At 71.1% G+C, this 17,831-nt stretch carries 19 protein-coding genes; 11 read left to right on the top strand and 8 right to left on the bottom strand.

Annotation, left to right across the window (positions count from 1 at the left end; translation table 11 throughout):
• Positions 1-17: 17 nt before the first annotated feature.
• Positions 18-842: an aldo/keto reductase gene (locus Q1K57_RS12490; protein WP_300083163.1), complete on the top strand. Its 825-nt coding sequence runs from the start codon at positions 18-20 to the stop codon at positions 840-842.
• Positions 843-852: 10 nt separating this feature from the next.
• On the opposite strand, the gene Q1K57_RS12485 is transcribed toward Q1K57_RS12490, so the two are convergent.
• Positions 853-1,368, bottom strand: coding sequence for a PH domain-containing protein (locus Q1K57_RS12485; protein ID WP_300083161.1), 516 nt, complete (start codon positions 1,366-1,368; stop codon positions 853-855).
• A gap of 137 nt (positions 1,369-1,505) precedes the next feature.
• On the opposite strand from Q1K57_RS12485, the gene Q1K57_RS12480 reads away from it, so the two are divergent.
• From Q1K57_RS12480 to Q1K57_RS12470, 3 genes are all read left to right on the top strand, one after another.
• Positions 1,506-2,036 (top strand): FMN-binding protein, encoded by a 531-nt coding sequence (locus tag Q1K57_RS12480; RefSeq protein ID WP_300083160.1) that lies wholly within the window; start codon positions 1,506-1,508, stop codon positions 2,034-2,036.
• Positions 2,036-2,776, top strand: a complete 741-nt coding sequence (locus tag Q1K57_RS12475) for an FAD:protein FMN transferase (RefSeq protein ID WP_300083159.1) — start codon at positions 2,036-2,038, stop codon at positions 2,774-2,776. Before Q1K57_RS12480 ends, Q1K57_RS12475 begins: the two co-directional genes overlap by 1 nt.
• A gap of 201 nt (positions 2,777-2,977) precedes the next feature.
• Positions 2,978-3,193, top strand: coding sequence for a hypothetical protein (locus Q1K57_RS12470; RefSeq protein WP_300083158.1), 216 nt, complete (start codon positions 2,978-2,980; stop codon positions 3,191-3,193).
• A 15-nt stretch (positions 3,194-3,208) separates the two neighbouring features.
• On the opposite strand, the gene trxA is transcribed toward Q1K57_RS12470, so the two are convergent.
• Positions 3,209-3,532, bottom strand: coding sequence for a thioredoxin (gene trxA, locus Q1K57_RS12465; protein WP_300083156.1), 324 nt, complete (start codon positions 3,530-3,532; stop codon positions 3,209-3,211).
• 86 nt (positions 3,533-3,618) lie between these two features.
• On the opposite strand from trxA, the gene Q1K57_RS12460 reads away from it, so the two are divergent.
• A complete protein-coding gene (locus tag Q1K57_RS12460; protein WP_300083154.1) occupies positions 3,619-4,701 on the top strand; it encodes a HEAT repeat domain-containing protein in 1,083 nt (360 codons plus the stop codon).
• Between the two features lie 9 nt (positions 4,702-4,710).
• Entirely contained in the window at positions 4,711-5,184 is a 474-nt protein-coding gene (locus Q1K57_RS12455; protein ID WP_300083152.1) for a hemerythrin domain-containing protein, read from the top strand.
• A gap of 27 nt (positions 5,185-5,211) precedes the next feature.
• Here the strand turns inward: Q1K57_RS12455 and Q1K57_RS12450 are convergent, their stop codons facing one another.
• Positions 5,212-5,970 carry a HEAT repeat domain-containing protein gene (locus Q1K57_RS12450; protein WP_300083150.1) on the bottom strand — a complete coding sequence of 253 codons (759 nt, stop codon included), beginning with the start codon at positions 5,968-5,970 and terminating at the stop codon, positions 5,212-5,214.
• Positions 5,971-6,083: 113 nt separating this feature from the next.
• Between Q1K57_RS12450 and Q1K57_RS15785 the strand changes: the two genes are divergently transcribed.
• The 3 genes from Q1K57_RS15785 (at position 6,084) to Q1K57_RS12440 (ending at position 7,861) form a co-directional block, all read left to right on the top strand.
• The gene (locus tag Q1K57_RS15785; RefSeq protein WP_366525373.1) at positions 6,084-6,164 is read left to right on the top strand and encodes a putative leader peptide; all 81 of its coding nucleotides are present in this window, start codon (positions 6,084-6,086) and stop codon (positions 6,162-6,164) included.
• Positions 6,165-6,293: 129 nt separating this feature from the next.
• Entirely contained in the window at positions 6,294-7,214 is a 921-nt protein-coding gene (locus Q1K57_RS12445) for a sulfite exporter TauE/SafE family protein (RefSeq protein WP_300083148.1), read from the top strand.
• Positions 7,211-7,861 carry an MOSC domain-containing protein gene (locus Q1K57_RS12440; RefSeq protein WP_300083146.1) on the top strand — a complete coding sequence of 217 codons (651 nt, stop codon included), beginning with the start codon at positions 7,211-7,213 and terminating at the stop codon, positions 7,859-7,861. Before Q1K57_RS12445 ends, Q1K57_RS12440 begins: the two co-directional genes overlap by 4 nt.
• A 36-nt stretch (positions 7,862-7,897) precedes the next feature.
• Here the strand turns inward: Q1K57_RS12440 and trxB are convergent, their stop codons facing one another.
• The 3 genes from trxB to Q1K57_RS12425 all read right to left on the bottom strand — a co-directional run bounded on the left by trxB (position 7,898) and on the right by Q1K57_RS12425 (position 14,699).
• Positions 7,898-8,866: a thioredoxin-disulfide reductase gene (gene trxB, locus Q1K57_RS12435; RefSeq protein ID WP_300083144.1), complete on the bottom strand. Its 969-nt coding sequence runs from the start codon at positions 8,864-8,866 to the stop codon at positions 7,898-7,900.
• A gap of 288 nt (positions 8,867-9,154) precedes the next feature.
• Positions 9,155-12,787, bottom strand: a complete 3,633-nt coding sequence (murJ, locus tag Q1K57_RS12430) for a murein biosynthesis integral membrane protein MurJ (RefSeq protein ID WP_300083142.1) — start codon at positions 12,785-12,787, stop codon at positions 9,155-9,157.
• Complete coding sequence (locus Q1K57_RS12425) at positions 12,780-14,699, bottom strand: hypothetical protein (RefSeq protein WP_300083140.1); 1,920 nt, start codon at positions 14,697-14,699, stop codon at positions 12,780-12,782. Before Q1K57_RS12425 ends, murJ begins: the two co-directional genes overlap by 8 nt.
• A gap of 50 nt (positions 14,700-14,749) precedes the next feature.
• Between Q1K57_RS12425 and Q1K57_RS12420 the strand changes: the two genes are divergently transcribed.
• A complete protein-coding gene (locus Q1K57_RS12420; protein ID WP_300083138.1) occupies positions 14,750-16,186 on the top strand; it encodes a CCA tRNA nucleotidyltransferase in 1,437 nt (478 codons plus the stop codon).
• Positions 16,187-16,205: 19 nt separating this feature from the next.
• On the opposite strand, the gene Q1K57_RS12415 is transcribed toward Q1K57_RS12420, so the two are convergent.
• Positions 16,206-17,060 carry an EamA family transporter gene (locus Q1K57_RS12415; RefSeq protein ID WP_300083136.1) on the bottom strand — a complete coding sequence of 285 codons (855 nt, stop codon included), beginning with the start codon at positions 17,058-17,060 and terminating at the stop codon, positions 16,206-16,208.
• A gap of 86 nt (positions 17,061-17,146) precedes the next feature.
• Here Q1K57_RS12415 and Q1K57_RS12410 point away from each other — a divergent pair, with 86 nt between their 5' ends.
• Complete coding sequence (locus Q1K57_RS12410) at positions 17,147-17,575, top strand: hypothetical protein (RefSeq protein WP_300083134.1); 429 nt, start codon at positions 17,147-17,149, stop codon at positions 17,573-17,575.
• Here the strand turns inward: Q1K57_RS12410 and Q1K57_RS12405 are convergent.
• On the bottom strand, positions 17,568-17,831 hold a 264-nt coding region (locus Q1K57_RS12405), incomplete at its 5' end, for a glycogen/starch/alpha-glucan phosphorylase (protein WP_300083132.1). The two genes, Q1K57_RS12410 and Q1K57_RS12405, sit on opposite strands and share 8 nt — an antisense overlap.

Here is a 17,831-nt window from a genome sequence, read left to right as displayed (position 1 = left end):
CGTCGAAGGGATGATTCATGACCGCAGTTCCCACACTCCACCTCGCTGACGGCACGTCGATTCCGCAGCTCGGGTTCGGCACGTGGCAGGTGCCGGACGCCGACGCCACGCCCGCGGTCCTGGAGGCCCTCGAGGCGGGCTACCGGCACATCGACACGGCGCAGGTCTATCGCAACGAGGCCGGCGTCGGCCGGGCGCTCGCCCGGTCGGGGCTCCGCCGCGACGAGGTGTACGTCACCACGAAGCTGTGGAACGACAGCCACAGCCCCGACGACGCCCGCGCCGCCATCGAGGGCAGTCTCGAGAAGCTGGGCCTCGACCACCTCGACCTCTACCTCATCCACTGGCCCGCCACCCTCAAGTACGGCGACGCCTACATCGAGGCCTGGGACGCCCTGCAGGAGTTCAAGGCCGAGGGGCTCACGCGCAGCATCGGAGTCAGCAACTTCCACAGCGTCCACCTGGATGCGCTGCGCGGCGAGGTGCCCGTCGTGAACCAGGTGGAGGTGCACCCGACCTTCGCGCAACGTCCCCTCCGGGCGGAGCTCGATCGGCGCGGCATCGAGGTCGAGTCGTGGAGCCCGCTGGGCTCCGGCGCTGACCTCGGCCACGCCGACATCGAGGCAGTGGCGGTGTCCGTGGGCAAGTCAGTCGCACAGGTGATCATCCGCTGGCACCTGCAGCACGGCCTCGTCGTGTTGCCCAAGTCGGTCACCCCTCAGCGGATCGCCGAGAACCTGGACGTTCTCGACTTCGAGTTGGACGCCGACGACATGGCGCGCCTGGACGCGCTCGACGCCGGCAACCGCGTCGGACCGGATCCGGAGACGGCGGACTTCTAGATTCGGGGCGTCAGGCGTCCCGGCGCGCCTCACGGGCGGCGCTGGCCTCGTCGCCGAACAGTAACTCGGTCATGACGACATGGACACGCTCCACATCGGGCACATCCGGCAGGGCCAACGGCTGTTCGGCGGCGGTGGTGAGCACGAGGGTGCCGCAACCCAGCAGGCGGTCGAGGAACGACCGCTCGTACGCGATGTTGTTGACGCGCGACAAGGGCAGATCGTGCCCCGTCTTGTTCAGGATGCCCTTGCGGGTGATCACGCGACGATCGGTGATCGTGTAGGTCGACGTGCGCCAACGCAGGAACGGGACGACGACCAACGCCACGATCAGGACGACGACGATCGCAGCCACCGCCCACGAACCCCACGGCTGCCACGTGGCCGGCAGCAGCGCCAGCGCGACGCCCGTGAACACGCCAAGCCCCACGAGCCACAGCACCGGCCCCACGAGGGCCTTGGCGTGCGTGCGCAGTTCGATGATGACGTCCTCGTCGGCACCGAGGAATCTCCGGGGCAAGGCCATGCGGCCATGCTGCCACACGCGGCGCGGACCGACACCGGCGGCGTCCCAACGCTCGTATGCCCGCGACAGAACCTGCACAGCCTGCGCACAGACTCCGGTTCGACAGTGGACACACCAAGGCAGGAAAGGAACCGATTATGAGCAGCAGGGCCAAGGCAGCCGCAGCGCTGGCGTCCCTCGGGATTCTGGGCCTGGGCTGGGGAACTGCGACCGCGAACGGCAGCACCCTGGCCCTCAACCCCACGACCTCCACCACGACGACCTCCACCACGGCGACGCCCTCGACCACGGAGTCGACCCCGTCCGCGAGGACGACCACCTCCACCTCGTCGCCCACCGCCTCGTCGGGCTCGAGCAGCGCCTCGTCGGGCTCGAGCGCGGGCACGTATGCCGACGGCACCTACACCGGCTCGACGGTCGCGCATCGCTACGGCTCGGTGGCCGTGACGGTGACGATCCAGGGCAGGCAGATCACGAGCGTCACGGAGAACGTCGTCAGCGATGGCGAGCGCAAGTCGAACCAGATCAACTCACGCGCCGTCCCGACGCTGCGCAGCGAGGTGGTCGCCGCCAACAGCGCCAGCGTTTCGACGGTGTCGGGCGCCACCTACACCTCCAAGGCCTACCTGACCTCGCTCCAGTCCGCGCTCGATCAGGCGGTGGCGTGATGTCGTCGACGCACCCGTTCGTTTTCGTCGCCATGGGCACCATGGTGAGCCTCACGTCCGTTCAGCCGCTTGATCGTGCCACCCAGGACACCGTCATCTCCGCTTTCGTAGACCTGGAGGAGCGCTTCAGCCTCTACCGCGACGACACCGAGGCCTCCCGGTTCGCGCGCGGCGAGCTCAATCTCCACACGGTCTCCGACGCGTTCCGATCTGCCTACGACGAGGCCATCCTGTGGCGCATCGCCACCGGAGGCGCGTTCACCCCGCACCGTCCCGATGGCGTCGTCGACCTGTCCGGCATCATCAAGGCGTTCGGCATCCGCAACGCGGGACGTGCCCTGCGGGAAGCGGGCGTGACCGACTGGTGCCTCAACGCCGGCGGTGACGTGCTCACCTCGGGCCGCTCGGCCGACGGCGAGGCGTGGGTGGTCGGCATCGTCGACCCGGCGGACCGCACCGAGCTGTTCACCCAGTTCACCACCGGTGACGAGCGCTGGGCGGTCGCAACCTCGGGCATCGCCGAGCGCGGCGAGCACATCTGGAGGATGGCTGCCGACGACACGTTCGTGCAGGTCACCGTGTGCGCCCGTGACATCGTGACCGCCGACGTGCTGGCCACGGCGATTCTGGCCGGCGGTCGCGAGGCCCTCGCTCGCGCGCAGGAGCTCGACGACATCGACGTGCTCGCCTGCAGTGCCGGCGAGAAGGTGTACGCCAGCCGGTGCTTCCTGGCCGCCTGAGAAGCGCGACATGCCCGGGTCGACACGGCACATCAAGGGAGTGGACGAAGGGCTGCGCGGAGCGCTAGGCATTGTGGCAATCGATGAACTCATCCTTTGGTAGCCCCCACCTGATAGAACCATCGCCCCAGGGGCGATTCGGGGTGGGGTAGGGGGTTGCTAGCCTAGCCACACCCTGATCGCAGTTCTTAGGATTTTCTTATGAGTCGCCCCACCGCCCTTGACTGCTTGGTCCGCTGGCTGGCACTCACCGTTGTCGGTGCCGGTCTCGTAGCCCTCACGCCCACCCACTTGCCCGGCGCCCTGGCCGGGAGCATCATCATCGCCGCCGCCTCGGTGATGTGTGTCGTCCGCCTCTGCCGTCCCCGCATGAACGGCGGCGCCGGCCCTCTCGGGTCCGGCGCCGTGGTCGACTGATCGCTGGGGGCTACCTCAGAGGTAGTCCTCCAGGGCGCGGATCAGCGAAGCCTTCGTCCTGCCGCCCGTCAGCGACGTCACCACGTTGCCGTCGACGAACAACTGCAGCGTGGGCAACCCCATGATCCCCTGCTGTGCCGGCACCTGCGGATTGTCGTTGGTGTCGAGCTTCACGAAGGTGATCTGGTCGCCGTACTCGCCGGCGAGCTCTTCGATGATGGGTGCGATCTGCTTGCAGGGCGAGCACCAGTCCGCCCAGTAGTCCACCAGGACCGGCTTGGGTGACTTCAGGACCACCTCGTCGAACGTGGCGTCCGTGACCTCGGCGACGGAACCCATGCTTGCTCTCCTTCTTCGTTGTAACCTCCACAACCCTAACTGGTACCCGTGCTATTCCCGACCGCTCCCGGGCTACGGTTGCCCCCGTGGACTCCGACGACGACTGGCTCCGCATCGGCGAGGTGGCCCGCCGCAGCGGCCTGACGCTGCGCACTCTCCGCCACTACGACGACCTCGGCCTGCTCGTCCCCAGCGCCCGAACCGGCGGTGACTACCGGTTGTACGCCCCCGACGACCTCCGCCGCCTTCTCGACATCCAGCACCTCAAGTCCCTCGGGCTCAGCCTCGACGAGATCGCCGCCGCCCTCGACGACCCCGCCTTCGATGCCCGCGCCGTGCTCGAGCGCCACATCGGCCTCGTCGAGGAGCGGCTCGCCGCCGAGCGCGAGCTTCTCGCGCGCCTCCGTTCCCTCACGGACGCCGCTGGTTCCGGCTGGTCCGACGTCCTCGGCGTGGTGGCCCTCACCGAACGCCTCCGTCACCCCGAGCCGTGGGTCCGGCTCCGGGCAGCCCTCGAAGCCCCGGACGACGCCCCGCTGGCCGAACTGTTCGACCGCCTGCGCGACGAGCCCGAGCCGGGCGTCCGTGAGACGCTCACCTGGGCCATCGTCCGTCAGGGGCCGGACGCCCTCGCCCCCGCCCTCGCCCTCCTCGACGACCCGGACGCCGGCGTCCGCTTCCAGATGGCCCACCTTCTCAGCAAGCTCGCCGACCCCGGCGCCGTGCCCGCCCTCGCGTGCCGACTCTCCGACGCCGATGCTTCCGTCCGCGCCAAGGCCGCCTTCGCGCTCGGCCAGATCGGCGGGCCCGATGCCCTCGTCGCCCTCGTCGGCGCCCTCGGCTCGGACGACCCGCTCCTCGCCGACGCCGTCGTCTCCGCCCTCGACCGCATCGGATCGGACGCCGTCGCCCCCCTCGTGGCGGCGCTCACGTCCGGGCAGCCGATGGTGCGCGAACAGGCTGCGGAGGCGCTCGGCTTCCTCGGCGACCCCTCAGCCACCGACGCCCTGCTGGCGGCCGCAAAGGATCCGGAGACCGGCGTCCGCTTCGCCGCCCTGGTGGCTCTGGGTGCGGTGGGGACCGACGCAGGGCGAGCGGCGGCGTCCGGCTTGGTCGATGATCCCGACCGGCGGACGCGCACCCTCGCCCGGCGCCTCGCCGCGAGTTAACCTAACCGCATGTGTGAATACTGCGGCTGCCGGGACATCGCCATCATCGGGCGGCTGTCGGAGGAGCATTACGGCGCGGTCAACGCGCTCGGCGGGCTGCATCGGGGCATCGAGAGCAAAGACCCGGACGAGGTGCTGAAGGCCGTCCAGGCGCTGGCCAGCCACCTGTTCCCGCACAACAAGTCCGAGGAGGTCGGCCTCTTCCATGGCCTCTGCAAGGCCGAATACTGCGACTACTTCGGGTCGACGGTGGAGCAGCTGAAGCGCGAGCACTGCCTCATGCGCGAGCAGCTGGGGGCCATCCGGAAGGGCGAGTGGGCGGTCTACACCGAGCTCGAGAACACCCTGCGCCACCACATCGACAAGGAGGAGAACGGCCTCTTCCCGGCGACCGCCGTCACCCTCGACGGCGAGACGTGGGACGAGATCGACGAGCTCACCCACGCCTTCGACCACGAACAAGGGCGCGCCCACGAGCACTGAGGTGTGGACGCGCCCTCGTGGGTGCGTTCAGCCCCGGCGCTGCACCAGCGCCTGAGCGACGGCCGCGACGACGGCGTCCTGCGACGCCTGCAGCTCGGCCAGCGGCGCGTCGGCCACCTCACCGAGCTGGCCCAGCGCGGTCGTGGCGACCAGCCGGACCTCGGCGTCGGTGTCCTGCGTGGCCGTGGCGAGGGCCTCCGCCGCGGCGTCGGCGTCCAGGCCGAGGTGGCCCAGCGTCTCGGCGGCGTGGTGCCGCACGCCGGCGTCCTCGGACGCCAGCGCCGCCACCAGCGCGCCGACGCCGGCCTCGCCGAGCGTGCGGAACGCGTTGGTGAGGGCGTCGGTCTGGTGGTGGTCGCCGTCGCCGAGCCGGTCGGCGAGGAGCGGGATGAGCGCCGGGTCGCCGGTGTTCGCCGCGGCCCGGTAGGCCTTGATGGCGACCGAGGCGTCGGCGTCCGCGATGAGCGGGGCGAGGTGCTCTGCGAACTCGGGGCGAGCCGCCTTGCTGAGCACGTGCGCGGCCTGCATGCGAACCGCGGGCTCGTCGGAGCCGAGGGCGTCGAGCAGGCCGGGCAGGGCAGCGTCGATGACGCGGACCGTCGCCCACGTGACGCGCTCGCGTACCTGGCAGTCGGTCTCGACCCCGAGGCGGGCGACGAGGGCGTCCGCGGCGTCCGTCACCTGGTCGATCCCGATGAGGGACGCGGCGTCGAAGCGGGCGGCGAGGTCGTCGCTGCTGAGCTCGCGGATGAGCAGGTCGGTCGTGTAGGTCGGGTTGTGGGTCATGTTTCGGTTCCTCCTTCACCGCAGAACGTAAACCGTCACGTCGCGTGAGGGTCAAACGGGCGGTGTCCGGTGGCTGAGATGGCGGCTTACCGCGGGCACGCCCGGGGTGCAGGATGCAGCGCATGACTCAGCTGGTCAGCCGTCGCGCCGTGGATCTGCGTCGCGTCGCGAGCGCGATCTGTCGCACCCGCTGACCCCCGGCCCGCGCGGGGCCGCGACGCCGCGCCTTCCCCTTCCCGACGTCCCGCGTCGCCCTCCACCTTCTTTCGCCGCACTGCGGCGCGTCCGCCCTCGTTGCGGACTCTGCCCGAAAGGGATTCATCATGCGTACCCTCATCCTTCTCGCCCTGGTCGGCTTCGCCGCCCAACTCGTCGACGGCAGCCTCGGCATGGCCTACGGGGTCACGTCCACCACCTTGTTGCTCGCCATCGGCACGAACCCGGCGGCAGCGTCCGCCACGGTGCATCTCGCCGAGATCGGCACGACGCTCGCCTCGGGCGTCTCCCACTGGAAGTTCGGCAACGTCGACTGGAAGGTCGTCAGGCGCGTGGGCGTGCCGGGCGCGGTCGGCGCGTTCCTCGGCGCCACGTTCCTGTCGTGGCTGTCGACCGAGATCGCCGGCCCCTTCGCTGCCCTCCTGCTCCTCGCCCTCGGCCTCTACCTGCTCACGCGGTTCACCTTCCGGGGCGTCTCGACGAAGCACCTCGGACGGCCGCTGCGCCGGCGGTTCCTCGCCCCGCTCGGGCTGGTCGCCGGGTTCGTGGACGCCACGGGCGGCGGCGGGTGGGGACCCATCGGCACCCCGGCCATCCTCGCCTCCGGCCGCCTCGAGCCCCGCAAGGTCGTGGGTTCCATCGACACCAGTGAGTTCCTCGTCTCGGTGGCGGCGTCCGCGGGCTTCCTGCTCGGGATCGGCACGGCAGGCATCGACGGCGCATGGGTGCTGGCCTTGTTGGGTGGCGGGCTCGTGGCGGCCCCGCTCGCCGCGTGGCTCGTCCGGCATGTGCCGGCGCGCGCGCTCGGGTCGGCGGTGGGCGGCGTCATCGTGCTCACGAACACCCGCACCCTGCTGCGCAGCGACCTCATCGACGCCTCGGCTGCGGTCCAGGTGTGGACGCTGGCCAGCATCGCTCTGGTGTGGGCGGCGGCGGTGGCGTACTCGGTGCGCGCGTACCTCCGCGACACCCGCGCCATCGCGCGCGAGGACGCCCGCGCGGAGGAGGGGGCTACGCTGCCCGCATGACGCCGCGCATCCGTTCCACCAACCTCGCCCGGCCCAAGCCCGACCCCGGCACGCCGCGGCTCACTGGGATCGACAAGCGCCCGGTGCCGTCGATCGAGGTGTTCGCGCCCGGCCCGCACTACGGTGACGGGCCGGGCGTCGTGGGCGACCTCATCGGCGACGTCGAGCACCACGGCGGCATGCACAAGGCCGTCTACGCGTTCGACCGGGCCGAGCTCGACTGGTGGCAGATCGAACTCGATCGTGAACTGCCCGACGGCTTCTTCGGTGAGAACCTCACCACCGAAGGCTTCGATCTCGACGGGTTGTGCATCGACCAACGCGTCCACGTGGGCGAGGTGGTGTTGGAGGTGTCGGTCTCGCGCCAACCGTGCGCGACGTTCGCGCGGCACCTGGGCGTGGACAAGTGGGTCAAGCGGTTCACCCAGCACGGCCGGTGCGGGGTCTACTTCCGGGTCGCGAGGCCCGGGGTGATCGCGGCGGGGGCGTCCGTCGACATCATGGACGCCCCGGGTCACGGCATCCCGATGACCACCCTGTTCGCGGCGAACATGGGCGACAACGACGCGGCGCGACAAGTCGTGGCGGCGAAGATCCTGCCGCCGCTGTACCACGACCGGCTGGAGCGGCGGCTGGTCCGGGACTGACCCCGAGGGTCAGACGGGGCTCTGGGTCAGGCGGGGTCAGGCGCGGGCGTGGGCCTTGTCGATCATCACCGCGTCGGCGAGGGACTGGAGGTAACGCTCCGCGTCGAGGGCGGCCTGGCAGCCGGTGCCGGCGGCGGTGATGGCCTGGCGGTACGTGTGATCCACGAGGTCGCCGGCGGCGAAGACGCCCGGGAGGTTCGTCTCCGTCGTGCCGGGCTTCGTGAGGACGTAACCGCCGGCGTCCAGATCGACCTGGTCCTTGACCAGGGCCGACCGCGGATCATGCCCGATGGCCACGAAGACGCCCTGCACGGGCAGGTCGCGGGTCTCGCCGGTGACGGTGTCGCGCAGGGTGATCGACTCGACCGAGGTGTCGCCGTTGATCGACTCCACCACCGAGTTCCACTCGAACGTGATCTTCGGGTCAGCTTCCGCGCGGGCCCGCATGATCTTGGACGCCCTCAGTTCGTCCCGGCGGTGGACCAGGGCCACCGACGACCCGAAGCGCGACAGGAACGTCGCCTCCTCGACCGCCGAGTCGCCGCCGCCGATGACCGCGATGGGCTTGTCGCGGAAGAAGAAGCCGTCGCAGGTGGCGCACCACGACACGCCCCGGCCGGAGAGCTTGTCCTCGCCGGGGACGCCGAGGCGCCGGTAGCCCGAGCCCATCGCGAGGATGACGGCCTTGGCCTGGTGGGTGTTCCCGGCGGCGTCGGTGACGCTCTTGACCGGCCCGGTGAGATCGACCGACACGATGTCGTCGGTCACCAGCTCGGCGCCGAACCGTTCGGCCTGGGCCTGCATGTTCATCATCAGGTCGGGGCCCATGATGCCCTCGGGGAAGCCGGGGAAGTTCTCCACCTCGGTGGTGTTCATCAACGCGCCGCCGGCATCCACGGCGCCCGTGAACACGAGCGGTTCGAGGCCCGCGCGGGCGGTGTAGAGGGCCGCGGTGTACCCCGACGGGCCCGATCCGATGACGATGACTTCGCGGACGTCGCTCATGCTGTTCCCTTGTTGGTTCCGTTTGCGTGGCAAGCCTAGCGAGGACTCGAACGCTGACACGCCCGGGGGTATTCCTCGGGTGGACGCCCCGCGTTGGTCGAGCATGTCGGGACGAGCTCAACCAGCGAGCGACGCCGCTTGGGCGCTCATGCGCCGCGCAGACGCGGCGTTTCAGCGCCCAAGCGGCGTGTGAGCGTACCGAACCGGGATTTCTGCGCCCAAGCGGCGTGGATGTGCCCACCCGGCGCGGTGCGGTGGGCGTCCCTTCAGCAGCGGCACCCTCGCCGCTCAGTTGCCCACGCGGATCTCGTGGATCGACCCCTGGTAGTTCGGTTCCACGCGGGGCAACTGGGTGAGGTAGACCAGCACGAAGCGGGTCGTCGTCTTCTCCAGCAACTGCACCGTGACCTCACCGGACGCCGGACCGAACGCCGCCACCTGCGTCCACTGATCGATCGACTCGACGGGCGGCGCTGCCACGCTGGCGTCCGTCGGCACCCGGATCTCGCCCGTCGTCGCCCCGTCGCCCAGCACCACCGCGACCCACGCGACTTCCCGCGGCTCGCCGAGGTCCACGACCACTCCCGCCCCCGGCTTGCGGTTGTTGAACGTGGGGGTCCTGCCGTACCGCTCGGTCGTCCAGGCGGTCGCCAGGTCCCCGTCGGCGGCGTAGTGGGCCAGGTCGGGGTTCTCGGTGTCGTCGCCGCCGTCGCCGCTCGGGTCGAAGTCGCGGGCGGCCACGATCGCGAACTCCACGGGCTCGGCGGTCCGCTGCTCGAACGCCCCTTGGAACACCATCACGAGCCCCATCGCCAACGTCACCGCGAACAGCCCCAGCAGATAGCCCTGCCACGCCCGCGACGGCTCGGGCGGTTCATTGAGGGAGTTCCCGGACGCCGCGGGCGGCGGGATCGGCGTGATCGAGGCCGTCCCTTCCTCGGGTTCGTCGTCACCGAACAGGAAGGTCGCGGTCGACTCCTCCGCATCGTCCACGTCTTCGCGGCGGAGGTCCAGGTCGGGCTCGACCGCCGAGGAGGCGGACCGGCCGGGCAGGGCGGGTCGCTCGTTCGGGTTGCCGCGCAGGCTGGGGGAGACCGCAGTGAAATCCATGGGCGCGGCTTGTTGGGGGGCTTCGAGCGCGTCGTCACCCTCGAGCGGCGGCGGCACGTGAGCGGTCACCGCGGCCGAGTGGGTGGCGTTGGCCTCCGTGCTCGGCCGTGGCGCCCTGGGGGCGGTGATCTTCACGGGCGCCACCGGGTAACGCAGCCGCTGCTCGAGCGAGCGCGAGGCGTCCTGACCCCGCAACACGTGGCCGAGGGCATGGGCGATCTCCTGCGCCGTGCGCAGGCGAGACGCGCCGCCCTTGGGCGTCCGGGACAGGATGCGGTCGACGATCGCCGAAAGCTCCGTCGAGACGCGTGGCGACACCTGCCGGGGCAACAGGAGGCGACCGCCGGCGTCCCGGGGGGCTCCGGGTAGACCGTAGCCCGGTCCGCCCGGCCAGCGGGCGACCATGAGCGCGTAGAGCAACTCGCCGAGGGCGAGCACGTCGGCGACTTCGCCGTCGGAGTCGTGGGGCGTCGGGTGCAGGGCGTTCTCGACGAGGAACCCGACGATCTTGACGTTGCCGCTGGCCGTCACCACGACCGTGTCGGGGTTCAACTGCCGGTGGTACAGCCCCTGCGCATGCATGGCGACCAGCCCGGACGCCACCTCGCGCACCACCCACGCCGCCTCCACATCGCTGAACCGTCCGTGCCGCAGGGCCAGCTCGAGGGACTGGCCGGGCGCGTACTCGCACACGATGTAACTGCCGTGCGGCCGGTCCTCGACGAGGACGGCGTCCCACACGCGGAGGAACCGCGCGTGGACGGCCGGCGCGGACCGTTGCGCCTGGTCGAGGATCTCCAGGGCCCGCGGCTCGTCGGGGTGCATCACGTGCAACAGGACGCGGCGCGACAGCTTCGTGTCGAATCCCAGCCAGGTGAGGGTGCCGCCCCGGCGGGCCAGCGGCTCGTCGAGCCGGTAGCGTCCGTCCAGCACCTGCCCGGCCTGGACGTGCCCGACGGGCAAGACCCCGTCGGGAATGTCGGACGCCGGCGTCCGGTTCGGGTCGTCGGGGTCGGGATAGGCGAGCAGGGGTGCCTCGTCGAAGACCTGGGCGACGGGTGGCGTCCCGGGTGCCTGGCCGCTGCCGTCGACGGCGAGGTCGTTGGCTTCGAGGGTGGGGTCCTCTGACGACGTCGTGCCGGGGGACCGGCGACGCAGGACGCCGGCGAGCTGGGTCGTCTCGGCGATGCCGAGGCGTTTGGCGACGAAGAAGAAGCTGACCACGGCGATCCCGGCTGCGACGAGGAAGGCGACCGCCTGGACGACGAGTGAGTCGCGGCCGAGGATCCACCAGGACACGGCGAACGCGATGAGCGACCCGGGCAGCGCCGCGGCGGCCAGTTGGCGCAGATGGCCGAGGAGCGCCGCCCCGGAGAGGTCGGGCAGCCGCCGCTTCAGGGCCAGATGGGTGATGACGGCCCCGACGAGGTACGACAGCGAGTACGCCAGGGCGAGCCACGGCGCGACGCGGGCGGGGTCGTGGTCGAGGGCGGTGAACGCGTAGGCGAGGGCGATGTTCACCACGGAAATGGCGAGCTGGATGAAGAAGGGTGTCCGCGTGTCCTCGAGGGCGTAGTAGCCGCGCAGGTACAGGTACTGGATCGTGTAGGGCACCAGTCCGAACGCGAACGCGACGAGTGTCCAGCCGATGAAGACCCATGCGGTGGCGTTGGCTCCGTGCCCGAACGCGAGGCGGGTGAAGGGCAGGGCCAGCGCGACGAAGCCGAATGCGCCGAGGACGATGAACGTGGTCGCGAGACGCAACGTCCGGAGGGTCTCGGCGGCGACGCCGGGCAGATCCCTGGCCGCGGCCAACCGGGACGCCGACGGGAGCATCGCCGTCGCGAGCGAGACCGTGAGCAGCGAGTGCGGCAGGATCCACACGGTGTACGCGGTCTGGTAGGCGGTCAGGCCGGCCGCCTCGACCGTCGCACCCGGGTCGGCGGTGCCCAGCGAGCCGGTCGCATTCGTGGCCAACCGCGTCACGACGGTCTGGACGAGCATCGTCAGCAGGACGTAGCCGAGCATCCACTTGGCCAGGTGGAAGGTCTCCATCAACCCCTGGCCCTTGAGATCCCAGCGGGGCCGGTAGCGGAACCCGATCGACGCCATCGCGGGCACGAGCGCGACCGTCTGGAGCACGATGCCGAGCGTCGAGCCGAGGCCGAGGAGATACACCTGGTCGTTCGTGAACGGGACGCCGGAGCGCGCATTGGCCCCCCACAACGCCACATACGCGCCGAGCACCGCGATCCCGACCACGTTGTTCAGGATCGGCGCCCACATCATCGGCCCGAACCGGTCGCGGGCGTTGAGCACCTGCCCGATGAGGAAGAACGCGCCGAAGAAGAACAGCTGCGGCATGGTGAGCGTGGCGAGCAGCAGCAGTTGCTGCCAGTGCGTGGCCATGGCGGGGGAGCGCCAGGCGTCACCCGTCCAGACGGACATGACGGGGCCGGTCAGCAGCGTGGCCACGACGGTGACGCCCGCGAGCAGGACGAGGAACGCCGTCATGATGCGGTTGATGAAGGCTTCGCCGGCGTCCGGGTCGTTGCGGATGTGGCGCACGATCTGGGGCACGAGCACCGTGTTCAGGGCGCCGCCGGCGAAGATCATGTACAGGCTGTTGGGCACGAGCGTGGCCGCGGAGTAGGCGTCCGCGAGTGGCGTTCCTGCGCCGAGCACGACCACGAGCAGCAGTGCCTTCGCGAACCCGAGGATGCGGCTGAGGAGGGTGCCCGAGGCCATCACTGCGGTGGCGTCGAGCAGCCGCCGGCTGGACGCCGCGGGGGTCGACCCGCCGTCAGCCATCCGTCCCTGCCTTCTGCCGTCGCACCTGCCGGATCCTCAGGGCGGTCGTGACGACGAGGACCACACCGGAGGTGATCACGAGAATCCACCCGATCAGGCCGAAATTGGTGGTCTCGACCACGATGGATTCGCTGGGGCCCAGCCTACGACCGTCGAGCGTTTCGATGTGGACCTCGGCGTTTACCACGCCGCCGCCCGACGCCGTCGCCCGCAGCAGCAGCGCCTCGCTGCTGGCCGGATTGATCGTCGCTGCCACCGGATCGCCGAAGTCGATGCGCTGCGGGTTCTCGCTGATCCCGACGAGCCGGATGGTCACCGGGTCGACGAGGTTGTTGGTGACGGTGACCGGGTAGTCGCCGCTCGCGCCGGCCAGCGAGAAGCGGGGGATCGCGGTGATCGCCAGCCCGGCACGGAGCGCCTCCCAACCGGCCCGGCGGTCGACGGCGTCCAGCCACGCCGCCTGCGCGGCGGCGTCGTCGACCCACCAGACGGACGCCGCGCGGGCCCGCACCTGGTACGCGAGGTCGCCGAGGCCGGCCTCCGGGGCGGCCTCGGCGTAGGCGTCCACGCCGTCGTCGAGCCGGTCGACGCGGGGTCCGACGGTGTCGAGGGGATGTGTGGTGGCCACGGGGGTGAGGGCGTCCACGGCGACCGGATCGCGGCCGAGCAGGCTGGCGAGCGGCGCGCGCTCGGCCCATCCGGGGAGGGTGGCGTCGGCGGCGAGGTCGTCGGCGTCGCGGAGGAGGCGCACCTGCGCTGCGTCGGTGCGGGCGAGGGCGGTGAGGATGGAGGCGCGGTGGAGGGCGGTGTCGGTCCAGGTGGTGTTCGCGGTGACCGAGGCGGGGCGCAGCGCCGGGACGACCCGGACTCCGTCGACCAGCAGCGGTCCGGTGGCGAGGACGCCGGTCGCGAGGACGGGATGGCCGAGCGTGGCGGCCTGGGCGAGCCTGTCGGCGTCGGGGGCGTCCAGCCGGGTGAGGGAGGTCAGGTCGAGGCCGACGGCCTCGGCGCTGCTGGCGGCTGCAGCGGTCACCTGATCGGTGGGTAGATCGGCGAGGGCGAACTGGCTGGCGGCTCCGCGGGTGGGGGGCAGGGCGCGGAACCGGCCCAACCACGCGGCGGCCAGGTCGGCGTGCGTGCCTTCGACGGAGCCGTCGTCCGTCTGGATGCGGTAGCCGTCGGCCATGTCGGTCACCTCGGCGATGAGGGCCGGGTCGACGAGCCAGTCGCGCTGGCCGTCGGCGGCGGCGTCCAGCAGGCTGGCGAGGCGCTCGGTGAGCTCGTCGGCGAGGCCGTCGTCGACGAACAGGTTCTCCTTCACCTGCCGTGGCGGCGCGGTGAGCTCGACCACGGAGACGATCGTCGCGGTGGTGGCGGCATCGGCGGGCGGGAGGGTGATGAGGGTGCGATCGTGGCTGACTTCAGCAGGCGTGCCGGCGGCGGTGGACGCCGCCTCGACGGTCACGCCCACCCAGTAGGAGGCGTCGCGCGAGGTGATGCCGAAACTGGCGAGGCGTCCGGTGACGGAGACGGTGCGGGTCGCGCCAGCCGGCCAAGCGGCGCCGGGCGCGGTGACCGCGGCGGAGTTCTCGGGGGCGATCGGCGAGGCCCATCCGGTGGGGACCGCGTCGCCGGTGAGGGCGGCCGTGACGGCGGACTCGGAACGCAGAACGGCCGTCGACCGCCACAGCCGGGCCGTCACGCCGTAGAGGGCGGCCCCGGTTTCGTTGGTGAGTTCGGCGGTGAGGGTGACGGTGAGGTCGGCGCCCTCGCCCGACAGGCGGGCGTCGGTGAGTGTGGTGGCGACCGTTCCGGCCGCCGCAGCCGGGGGCGTCCGGGGGGAGAGGGCTGCGCCGATCGGCCCGAGCAGCCCGAGCAGGACCGTGAGCAGCACCACGAGCCAGGTCCTCACCCGTCCCATAGTAGGGCCGGTTGCGGTAGCGCCCGGTAAGCTGGATCGCCGTGCCGAGCTTGAGCCCCGACCAGCGCCGCGCCGTCGAGTCCGTGGTGACGGCGACGCCGATCGTGCGCGCCATCGCGGACGCCTTCGCGGCGGCCGGGCACGACCTGCACCTCGTGGGCGGCCCCGTGCGCGATGCCTTGATGGGGCGCGACGTGCACGACCTCGATTTCACCACCGACGCCCGGCCCGAGGCCATCGAGGCGCTGCTCAAGCCCTTGGCGCGGGCCACGTGGGACATCGGCCGGGCCTTCGGCACCATCGGTTCGGTGTTCGGGTCGGGAGAGGCCGAGGTGGTCGTCGAGGTCACCACATACCGGGCGGACTCGTACGATCCGGCGTCGCGCAAGCCGACGGTGGAGTTCGGCGACACGCTGGCGGGCGATCTCGGGCGGCGCGACTTCACGGTGAACGCCATGGCGCTGTCGGTGGTGACTGGAGCCTTCGCGGACCCGCACGGCGGCCTCGGCGATCTCGCCGAGCTGGTGCTGCGGACGCCCTCGGCGCCGGAGGTCTCGTTCGGCGACGACCCGTTGCGGATGATGCGGGCCGCCCGGTTCGCGTCCCAGCTCGGGTTCTGGCCGGCGCCGGAGGTCGTGACGGCCATGACCGGCATGGCCGAGCGGATCGACATCGTCTCGGCCGAGCGGGTGCGAGACGAGCTGTCGCGGCTCTTGCTTTCGGACGCCCCCCGCCCCGGTCTGGACCTGCTGGTGCGCACGGGGCTGGCCGAGCGAGTGCTGCCCGAGGTGGCCGCGCTGGAGCGCGAGGTGGACGAACACAATCGCCACAAGGACATCTACCAGCACACGCTGACGGTGGTCGAGCAGTCGATCGAGTTGGAGAAGGCCCGGGGACACGCTCCCGACCTCGTCGGACGCCTGGCCGCGCTGCTGCACGACATCGGCAAACCGGCGACGAAACGCTTCGAGGGCGGCGGGAAGGTGTCGTTCCACCACCACGACGTGGTCGGGGCGAAGCTCACCAAGAATCGGCTGACGGCGTTGCGGTTCAGCGCGGACGAGGTCAAGGCCGTCGCGCGGCTGGTCGAGCTCCACCTGCGCTTCCACGGCTATGCGGACGCCGACTGGACCGACTCCGCCGTGCGCCGCTACGTGCGGGACGCCGGCGACCAGTTGGAGCGCCTCCACATCCTGACCCGCGCCGACTGCACGACCCGGAACACCCGGAAGGCCAACCGGCTGCGGACCGCCTACGAGCAACTCGAGTGGCGCATCGACGCGTTGGCGGAGCAGGAGGAACTGGACGCCCTCCGCCCCGACCTCGACGGCACGCAGATCATGGAGGTGCTGGGCATCCGCCCCGGTCCGGAGGTGGGCCAGGCGTACAGGTTCCTGCTCGACCAGCGCCTCGAACACGGTCCCCTGGGCGAGGACCGGGCCAGGGAGGCCTTGCTCGCCTGGTGGGGGTCCCGGTAGGCGCCGGGGCGTGCGGCGATCAACGGCGCGAGGACACGACCACCCCGATCGAGGCCACCACGACGCACGCCATGGCGACGATCTCCACCGCGCGTAGCCCCTCACCGAGCAGCACCAGCGCCGCAAGCGCGGCCATGGCGGGCTCCAAGCTCATGAGGATGCTGAAGACGCGCGGCTCGATACGCCGCAGGGCGACCATCTCGAGCCCGTAAGGGATCACCGAACTCAGCAAGCCGACGAACAACCCTTGCAGCCACGGCATCGGCGCGGCCGGCGGCCAGGCGCCGAGCACCACGACCGGCACGGTGACCGCCGCCAGCCCCGCCCAGAGGGCGATGGTGACCCCGGTAACGCCGTCGAAGCGCTTTCCGACCGGCCGGGCGAGGAGGATGTACGCCCCCCACAGCGCTCCGGCGAGCAGGGCCAGACCGACGCCGACGGCGTCCAGGTCGCCAGGGGTGACACCGAGGAGCGCGACGCCGAGCGCGGCCAGACCGACCCACACGAAGTCGCGGGCGCGCCGGGACCCCGCCACCGACACCCCGAGCGGCCCCAGGAACTCCAACGTCACGGCCATCCCGATCGGGATGCGCGCGATGGCCAGGTAGAACGAGAGGTTCATCGCGGCCATCGCCAGACCGTAGCCCAGCACCCAACCCCAGTCCGACGCCGCCCGTCCCGTCAGTCGGGGGCGGGCGACAACGGCCAGGATGACAGCGCCCGCGAGCAGGCGCAGCCAAGTCACCGTCAGGGGTGTCGTTTCGGTGTAGAGATCCTTGGCGAACGACGACCCCAGCTGGACCGTCACGATCGCGATCAGCACCAGCACCACGGGGGACGCCGCGAGTCGCGTCCTCAGTGCGCTGGGTTCCACGCCCCTACTGTGCCCTGCTCCGGGACGCACGGGGGCTGCATCCCGGGGGGCGACGGGCCCGGTCGGTCGGCCGGACGGGGAGGATATTGCCCCTGTTCGGCATCGAGCCGGGCGGTGCCGTCGTCGACGCCCAGATCGTCGCCGGCGTGTTCGCCGTCAACCTGTTCGCCGGCGTCTGGGGGTTCGCCCTGGGCTTCCTCTTGCGCAACCCCGCCTTGGCGGTGGGCCTGTTTGCCGTCCGGACCTTGCTGCTGGAGACGTACGGGGCCAACGACGTCGGCAAGTACGTGTTCACCTCCGCGATGGGTTCGCTCTACAAGGATCCCGGCCCGCTGTCCATAGCCGTGCTGCCTGCGGTGTGCGTCGGTCTCGCCTGGTCGGGCTGGCGTTGGTCGGTGCCGCCGCGACGTTCCGGACGCGGGACGTCTGAGGCCGCCCTTCAGCGGCGCCAGGGCTCCTCGGCCCGCGATGGGGTGCCGAGGAGCCCTGGCTCGCATGCGGGAGCGCTCAGATGAGCGGCTGCGTGTGCCAGATGCGCTTCAGGTAGTCGCGCATGGAACGATCCGAACTGAAGAAGCCCGTCCGGGCCACGTTGAGGACCGCCGACCGGGTCCACGCGTCGGTATCGGCGTAGCGCTCCTCCACCTGGGCCTGGGCCTCGATGTAGGAATCGAAGTCGGCCAGGGCCATGAACCGGTCGCTGTGCAGCAGGTTGTTCACCACCGAGTCGAACATGTACGTGTCGCCGTCGGAGAAGTGCCCCGACAGGAT

The organism is Propioniciclava sp., assembly GCF_029977985.1.
Lineage (GTDB): Bacteria > Actinomycetota > Actinomycetes > Propionibacteriales > Propionibacteriaceae > Propioniciclava.
Note: the sequence above shows the minus strand (reverse complement) of the source record. Positions and strands in the feature narration are given on the sequence as shown.

Coding starts and splice junctions, on each gene's coding strand:
- trxB (WP_300083144.1), bottom strand. CDS start 8,866: ATGAGCGACGTCCGCGAAGTCATCGTCATCGGATCGGGCCCGTCGGGG.
- Q1K57_RS12480 (WP_300083160.1), top strand. CDS start 1,506: ATGAGCAGCAGGGCCAAGGCAGCCGCAGCGCTGGCGTCCCTCGGGATT.
- Q1K57_RS12455 (WP_300083152.1), top strand. CDS start 4,711: ATGTGTGAATACTGCGGCTGCCGGGACATCGCCATCATCGGGCGGCTG.
- Q1K57_RS12445 (WP_300083148.1), top strand. CDS start 6,294: ATGCGTACCCTCATCCTTCTCGCCCTGGTCGGCTTCGCCGCCCAACTC.
- Q1K57_RS12485 (WP_300083161.1), bottom strand. CDS start 1,368: ATGGCCTTGCCCCGGAGATTCCTCGGTGCCGACGAGGACGTCATCATC.
- Q1K57_RS12450 (WP_300083150.1), bottom strand. CDS start 5,970: ATGACCCACAACCCGACCTACACGACCGACCTGCTCATCCGCGAGCTC.
- Q1K57_RS12470 (WP_300083158.1), top strand. CDS start 2,978: ATGAGTCGCCCCACCGCCCTTGACTGCTTGGTCCGCTGGCTGGCACTC.
- trxA (WP_300083156.1), bottom strand. CDS start 3,532: ATGGGTTCCGTCGCCGAGGTCACGGACGCCACGTTCGACGAGGTGGTC.
- Q1K57_RS12490 (WP_300083163.1), top strand. CDS start 18: ATGACCGCAGTTCCCACACTCCACCTCGCTGACGGCACGTCGATTCCG.
- Q1K57_RS12475 (WP_300083159.1), top strand. CDS start 2,036: ATGTCGTCGACGCACCCGTTCGTTTTCGTCGCCATGGGCACCATGGTG.
- murJ (WP_300083142.1), bottom strand. CDS start 12,787: ATGGCTGACGGCGGGTCGACCCCCGCGGCGTCCAGCCGGCGGCTGCTC.
- Q1K57_RS12440 (WP_300083146.1), top strand. CDS start 7,211: ATGACGCCGCGCATCCGTTCCACCAACCTCGCCCGGCCCAAGCCCGAC.
- Q1K57_RS15785 (WP_366525373.1), top strand. CDS start 6,084: ATGCAGCGCATGACTCAGCTGGTCAGCCGTCGCGCCGTGGATCTGCGT.